This is a genomic window from Burkholderia sp. LMG 13014 (assembly GCF_905232215.1).
GTDB lineage: Bacteria > Pseudomonadota > Gammaproteobacteria > Burkholderiales > Burkholderiaceae > Burkholderia.
In genome coordinates this window covers 1-6,610 of sequence record NZ_CAJNKE010000332.1, presented here as the reverse complement: position 1 = coordinate 6,610, position 6,610 = coordinate 1, and the positions used below count along the sequence as shown (strand labels likewise).

Annotated in this window: 8 protein-coding genes and 1 pseudogene; 5 read left to right on the top strand and 4 right to left on the bottom strand. The window is 66.6% G+C overall.

What is annotated here, in order from left to right:
* The 4 genes and pseudogenes from JYJ84_RS25095 to JYJ84_RS25080 form a co-directional block, all read left to right on the top strand.
* Window positions 1-167 (top strand): annotated as a pseudogene (locus tag JYJ84_RS25095) (cobyric acid synthase CobQ); the annotation flags it as partial.
* A gap of 82 nt (window positions 168-249) precedes the next feature.
* Window positions 250-396, top strand: a complete 147-nt coding sequence (locus JYJ84_RS25090) for a hypothetical protein (protein ID WP_164462617.1) — start codon at window positions 250-252, stop codon at window positions 394-396.
* 149 nt (window positions 397-545) lie between these two features.
* On the top strand, window positions 546-959 hold the full coding sequence (locus tag JYJ84_RS25085; protein WP_122946031.1) for a DoxX family protein: 414 nt from the start codon (window positions 546-548) through the stop codon (window positions 957-959).
* A 136-nt stretch (window positions 960-1,095) separates the two neighbouring features.
* Window positions 1,096-1,764 carry a ParA family protein gene (locus JYJ84_RS25080; RefSeq protein WP_122946030.1) on the top strand — a complete coding sequence of 223 codons (669 nt, stop codon included), beginning with the start codon at window positions 1,096-1,098 and terminating at the stop codon, window positions 1,762-1,764.
* Between the two features lie 126 nt (window positions 1,765-1,890).
* Here the strand turns inward: JYJ84_RS25080 and panD are convergent, their stop codons facing one another.
* The 4 genes from panD to JYJ84_RS25060 all read right to left on the bottom strand — a co-directional run bounded on the left by panD (window position 1,891) and on the right by JYJ84_RS25060 (window position 4,492).
* Window positions 1,891-2,277: an aspartate 1-decarboxylase gene (panD, locus tag JYJ84_RS25075; protein WP_039368025.1), complete on the bottom strand. Its 387-nt coding sequence runs from the start codon at window positions 2,275-2,277 to the stop codon at window positions 1,891-1,893.
* 45 nt (window positions 2,278-2,322) lie between these two features.
* Window positions 2,323-3,162, bottom strand: a complete 840-nt coding sequence (panC, locus tag JYJ84_RS25070) for a pantoate--beta-alanine ligase (RefSeq protein ID WP_175223048.1) — start codon at window positions 3,160-3,162, stop codon at window positions 2,323-2,325.
* 264 nt (window positions 3,163-3,426) lie between these two features.
* Window positions 3,427-4,299 carry a ScpA family protein gene (locus tag JYJ84_RS25065; RefSeq protein WP_011352890.1) on the bottom strand — a complete coding sequence of 291 codons (873 nt, stop codon included), beginning with the start codon at window positions 4,297-4,299 and terminating at the stop codon, window positions 3,427-3,429.
* A gap of 4 nt (window positions 4,300-4,303) precedes the next feature.
* Window positions 4,304-4,492 (bottom strand): DUF3460 family protein, encoded by a 189-nt coding sequence (locus JYJ84_RS25060; RefSeq protein WP_034178757.1) that lies wholly within the window; start codon window positions 4,490-4,492, stop codon window positions 4,304-4,306.
* A gap of 266 nt (window positions 4,493-4,758) precedes the next feature.
* Between JYJ84_RS25060 and JYJ84_RS25055 the strand changes: the two genes are divergently transcribed.
* Complete coding sequence (locus JYJ84_RS25055) at window positions 4,759-6,573, top strand: autotransporter assembly complex family protein (RefSeq protein WP_175223049.1); 1,815 nt, start codon at window positions 4,759-4,761, stop codon at window positions 6,571-6,573.
* Window positions 6,574-6,610: the final 37 nt, after the last annotated feature.

Below are 6,610 nucleotides of genomic sequence, written 5' to 3'. Positions count from 1 at the left end.
GGCTGTTCGACTCGCCCGACGCGTGCACGGCGCTGCTCGCGTGGGCCGGGCTCGACGGCGCGGAACGGATCGACTATCCGGCGCTGCGCGAGGCATCGCTCGAGCGGCTGGCCGACACGTTCGCCGACCATCTCGACCTCGACGCGCTGTACACCGAATTTCGTTGATGTGCCGGCTCTCAGCCCTCGCTTTTTCCGCCTGATCGCGTACAACAGAGGAGGGCGGATGTCCGCCCGGAGGAGTGCGGCGATGAAGGCTCGATGGTGGTTGAGCGTGCTGCTCGCGGCGCTGCTGGGTGCGTCGGCGGTTGCGCACGCGTGCGATTCGTACGGATCAAGCGGCAGCCAGCCCGGTTCCGGCGACGCCACACAAGGGAAGAGCGGTTACGGTTACTGATGCATGGTGAGGGGCATGATCGGTCATGCCCCTTTTTACATCTCAATTAACTCCATACAGGAATCAGTTAAAGCGAATTGGCGCGTTTATCGGTCGAATCGATTCGAATAGAGTGCGATCCATTCACACCACTCACGAAGGAATTCGCCATGAACCCCAATCGCCTCAACGATTTCGCCGCGACCCTGCTGCGCGTCGCGCTCGGCGTGCTGTACCTCGCGCACGTCGCGCAGAAGGTGTTCGTCTTCACGCTGCCTGGCACCGCGCAGTTCTTTGCGTCGATCGGCCTGCCGGGCTGGCTCGCGTACCTGACGACGTTCGTCGAACTGGCCGGCGGCCTCGCGCTGCTCGCGGGCTTCCGGGTGCGTGTCGCGGCGCTCGTGCTGCTGCCGTTCATGCTCGGCGCGACCGCTGCGCATCTGCCGAACGGCTGGAGCTTCGCGTCACCGAACGGCGGCTGGGAATACCCGGCGTTCTGGGCCGTCACGCTCGCCGTGCAGGCGCTGCTGGGCGGCGGCGCGTTCGCGGTCGGCGCGCGGGACGCCGCGATTGAGCGTGCGTAAGGGGTAAGTAAGCGTTCCCGGGGCGGCGCAACCCGTTCCGGTGATACCCCGTTTGCCGATATCATCGCTCCCTGTATCCGCATTCGAGCGGCGCCTGCCATGCGGCGGGCGCCGCGCGGCTTTTTCGGGGGAATTCATGACGGTGATCGTGGTGGCGAATCCGAAGGGCGGCGTGGGGAAGAGCACGCTGTCCACCAATCTTGCCGGCTATTTCGCGGCGCAGGGCGCGTGGGTCGCGCTCGCCGATCTCGACCGGCAGCAGTCCGCCCATGCGTGGCTCGACCTGCGGCCGGCCGGATTGCCGGCGATCGAGGCGTGGGAGCTCGATCCGGACGCGCCGACGAAGCCGCCGCGCGGCCTCGAATATGCGGTGATCGATACGCCGGCCGGCCTGCACGGCAACCGGCTCAACGTCGCGCTGCAACTGGCCGACAGGGTGATCGTGCCGCTGCAGCCGTCAATGTTCGATATTCTGGCCACGCAGCAGTTTCTGGAACGCCTCGCCGGCGAGAAGGCCGTGCGCAAGGGCAGCGTCGAGGTCGGGATCGTCGGGATGCGGGTCGATGCGCGCACGCGCTCGTCCGACCAGCTTCACCGGTTCGTCGAAGGGCTCGGCCTGCCGGTGCTCGGCTACGTGCGCGACACGCAGAACTACGTGCAGATCGCCGCGCATGGCCTCACGCTGTGGGACGTCGCGAAGAGCCGGGTCGAGAAGGATCTCGAACAGTGGCGGCCGATCGTCGAATGGGCCGAACGCCGGGTGTCGAAGGCCGAGAAGCCGCAGAAGGCCGCCAAGGCGTCCTGATCGCACGGCCGCCGGGCCGGCTCGCGATGAAATGAGAAAGGGCCGGATCCCGTGGTACACGGCATCCGGCCCTTCGACCGCAAGCGGCGCAGCCGCTCCCGCGCGCCACGGCACGCGGTCAGGCGGTCAGGTCCAGTTCTGCGTCGGCACGTGATCGCGGTGGCCCTTGATCTTGTTGCCGTCGTCGATGAACACGAGCTTCGGCTTCCAGCCGGCCTGCAGTTCGGCTTCGTCGACCATCGCGAAGGCCGCGATGATCACGAGGTCGCCTAGCTGCGCGCGACGCGCGGCCGAGCCGTTCAGCGAGATCATCCCGCTGCCGCGCTCGCCCTTGATCGCGTACGTCGAGAAGCGCTCGCCGTTGTTGATGTTCCAGATGTCGATCCGTTCGTTCTCGATGATGCCCGAGGCTTCGAGCAGATCTTCGTCGATCGCGCACGAGCCTTCGTAGTGCAGCTCGCAGTGCGTGACGGCCGCGCGGTGGATCTTCGATTTGAGCATGTGGCGCTGCATGGTGTCTCCGTGATGCGTCGTGAGAGGCGCGGGCGGGGCGGCCCGTCAGATTTCCAGGTTATCGATGAGGCGCGTCGCGCCGAGCTTCGCGGCGGCGACGACGACGAGCGGTTCGCCGGCTTCGAGCTCGGCCGCGTTCGGCGCGATCAGGTTCGCGCGGCGGCGGATCGAGATGTAGTCGGGCGCCCAGCCGCGGCCGGCCAGATGCGTGCGGGCCAGGTCTTCGAGCTTGCCGAGGTCGTGCTCGCCGCCGAGCAGGCTTTCGCGCATGCGCTGCAGCGTCTTCGCGAGTTCGGGGGCTTCGTTGCGCTCGTCGGCCGACAGGTAGCGGTTGCGCGACGACAGTGCGAGGCCGTCCTCGTTGCGCACGGTTTCGGCGGCGATGATGTCGACCGGCAGCGCGAGCTGCTGGCACATGCGGCGCACGATCATCAGCTGCTGGTAGTCCTTCTTGCCGAACACGGCGACGCGCGGCTGCACGCAGGCCATCAGCTTCGCCACGACCGTGCACACGCCGGTGAAGAAGCCGGGCCGGAATTCCCCTTCGAGGATCCCGCCGAGATCGTCCGGCGGCAGCACGCGGTATTCCTGCGGTTCCGGGTACATGTCGCGCTCGGTCGGCGCGAACAGCACGTAGACGTTTTCCTTCTGCAGCTTCTCGATATCGTCCTGGAGCGTGCGCGGATACTTGTCGAAATCCTCGTTCGGGCCGAATTGCAGCCGGTTGACGAAGATGCTCGCCACGACCGGGTCGCCGTGCTGGCGCGCGAGGCGCATCAGCGACAGGTGCCCTTCGTGCAGGTTGCCCATCGTCGGCACGAACGCCGTGCGGTTCTGTCCGCGCAGCTGGTCGCGCAGTTCATGGATCGAGCTGATGACTTTCATGATCGGGTAGCGGGTTCCTCGCGCTGGCGCGCGTTGGCGCCGCGGCAGCGGCGTCGGGGTCGAAGCGGAGAACGCCGGCGCGCGGGCGGCGCATCGGGCGTCGGCGGATTGTAGAGGATTTGGCCGCCAAACGCATCGAAAAAAGCACGATCGTTCACTTTTTAAGCGGGCGTGCCGGCAACGACCGCGCGGCCGTGCCGGGCTGCGGTGAGGCAGCCAGTGTGCCGGGATGAATCGGAAAAACGGGAAGGGCGGGCGTGGGCGTTATGCCGGCAAGTACGCGAGACGCACGTAGATCGGCGCGAACGGCTCGGCCTGCGTGATCTCGAGGAGCGATTCGCGCGCGAGTTCGAGCATCGCGATGAAATTCACGACGACGACCGGCACGCCGCGCGACGTGTCGAACAACTCGGCGAATTCCATGAAGCGCGCGTTCTGCAGCCGGCGCAGGATCAGGCTCATGTGTTCGCGCACCGACAGCTCCTCGCGGGAGATCTTGTGGTGCTGGACGAGCTTCGCGCGCTTGAGCACGTCGGCCCATGCGGCGCGCAGGTCGTCCGAATTCACGTCGGGGAAGCGCGGCGTGACGCTCTGCTCGATGTAGACCTCGGCGCGCAGGAAGTCGCGGCCGAGCTGCGGCAACTGGTCGAGTCGCTGCGCGGCAAGCTTCATCTGCTCGTATTCGAGCAGGCGGCGCACGAGTTCGGCGCGCGGATCCTCGGCTTCCTCGCCGGTGTCGGCCTTCTTGACCGGCAGCAGCATCCGCGACTTGATCTCGATCAGCATCGCGGCCATCAGCAGGTACTCGGCCGCGAGCTCGAGGTTCGACGTGCGGATCTGGTCGACGTAGCCCAGATATTGCGCGGTGACCTGCGCCATCGGGATGTCGAGCACGTTGAAGTTCTGCTTGCGGATCAGGTAGAGCAGCAGGTCGAGCGGGCCTTCGAAGGTCTCGAGGAAGATCTCGAGCGCATCGGGCGGGATGTAGAGATCCTGCGGCAGCTTGAAGAGCGGCTCGCCGTACAGGCGAGCGAATGCCGCGACACCGTCGACCGTGTCGGGCGTCGAATCGGCGCCCGCGGGCGCGGCGATCGCGTCGTCCTGCCGGGCGGCGCTGGCCTCGTCAGCGGCGCTCACGTCGTCAGAAGTTCTGGTAGTAGACGTACGACGTTTGCTTCACGCGCGATTCCTGCTGATCGGCGCGCTCTTCGAGGTCGATCGGCTGCTTGTCCCACAGCAGGGAACGGCCCTTGCGCTGCTCTTCCTCGAGCGTCGGCTTCTGTTGCTTGAGCTGGTTCAGGAACTGCGTGACATCGGACTGGTACGGCATGGCTGGGTTTTCCGTTTCGGGCGGCGCACGATGCGCCGGATTCACGATGGCGGGATTTTACCGCATCGCGGGAACGGCCGGCGGCAATCGCGCGTCGAATCCGCGGGCCGGCGCGCAGTGGGTGCACGGACGCGTGCCGTCGGGCATGGCACGACGGCCCCGCTCGCTCGCGCTGCGGTTTACAAACATTAAGCTTTGACGCCTACACCCTGTGGTCAAATACAGGGTTTTCCAAAAAACCGTGATAACCGAGGGCGAGGTCATATTTGGCGGGGCAGTCGAACCAGCAATCACACACGGCACATGATGCGGGCCTGCGCGTGGAAGCCAATCGCGCCGGCGCCGCGGCCCGCGCCGCGCGGGTGACCGTCGCGGGTTGCCTTGCCGCGTGCTTCGCGTTGCCGGCCCACGCGAAGTACGACGTCGACATCGATGCGCCGCGCTCGGTTCGCAAGCTGCTCAAGTCGCATCTCGATATCGCGCGCTTCGCGAAGCGTGACGACATCAGCGACGACCAATTCGACTTCCTCGTCACCGCCACGCCGCAACAGGTGCGCGACCTCACCGCGACGGCCGGCTATTTCTCGCCGGTCGTGCGCACCGACGTGCGCACGCGTGACGGCAAGCGCGACGTGCGCATTGCGGTCGATCCGGGGAAGCAGACGGTCGTGTCGACCGTCGACCTGACGTTCAAGGGGCCGATCGACACCGAGGATCCGAAGCAGGAAGCCGCGACCCGTTTCGCGTTTTCGCTGAAGCCGGGCGATCCGTTCACGCAGTCCGACTGGGACGGTGCGAAGGGCGCGGCGCTCAAGCAACTGCAGTCGCGCCGCTATCTCGGCGGGAAGATCGCGTCGTCGGAGGCGCGCATCGATCCGAGCACGCAGCGCGCGACACTCGCGGTCACGTTCGACAGCGGCCCGACGTTCACGATCGGCAAGGTCGATGTCGACGGCGTGCGGCGCTATCCGGAAAAAATCGTCACGAACGTCAATCCGTTGTCGGAAGGCGAGATCTACGACGTGCAGCGGATCGCCGAATTGCAGCGGCAATTGCAGAACACGCCGTACTACGCGAGCGTGGCGATCGACGTCGGCGACGATACGGCGAAGCCCGAGCGCACGCCCGTGCACGTGAAGGTCAGCGAGTTCCCGTACAACAACATCCGCGGCGGCGTCGGCTTTGCCACCGATACCGGGCCGCACGTGCAGGGCTCCTATACGTATCTCGACACGTTCGGCGCCGCGTGGCCGCTGACCGTGTCGGGCCGGCTCGACCAGATCCAGCAATACGGGCAGGTCCAGCTGTCGATGCCGCCGGGCGAGAAGGGCTGGACCAACAGTGTGCTCGCGTCGTACACGAACACCAACGTGTCGGACACGCGCATCTACAGCGCGCGGATCGGCGCGCAGCGCACGCGCACCGGCCAGTTCATCGACTATTCGTATTCGCTGATGTTCTACCAGGACCGGCTCGACCAGAACGGCGCGGGGCCGACCACGAGCCGCGCGCTCGTGCCGCAATGGGCGTGGACGCGCCGCAACGTCGACGATCCGCTGTTCCCGCGCTCCGGCAACCTGATCCACGCGGAGGCCGGCTTTGCGGTCAAGGGCGTGCTGACCGACCAGTCCTTCGTCCGCGGCTACGCGCGCGGCCAGCAGTACCTGCCGATCGGCAAGCGCGACCTGTTCGTGTTCCGCGCGGAGCTCGGCGGCGTGTTCACGAGCGGCAGCTCGACCGGCGTGCCGGCGTCGCTGCTGTTCCGCGCGGGCGGCTCGAACTCGGTGCGCGGCTACGGTTACCAGAGCATCGGCAACAGCGTCGACGGCTCCGTGCTGCCGACCAAGTACCTGATGACGGGCACCGCCGAATACCAGCACTGGTTCAACCGCGACTGGGGCGCCGCGACGTTCTTCGACATCGGCACCGCCACCGATGCGTGGGGCGAGCGGGTGTTCTACCCGGGTGTCGGCGTCGGCGCGCGCTGGCGCAGCCCCGTCGGCCCGATCAACGTCGACGTCGCGTACGGGTTGCGCAACCATAGCGTGCGCCCGTACCTGACGCTCGGCATCGCTTTCTGACCGTACCGCTTCATCGACGACGAACTGCATGACGAAG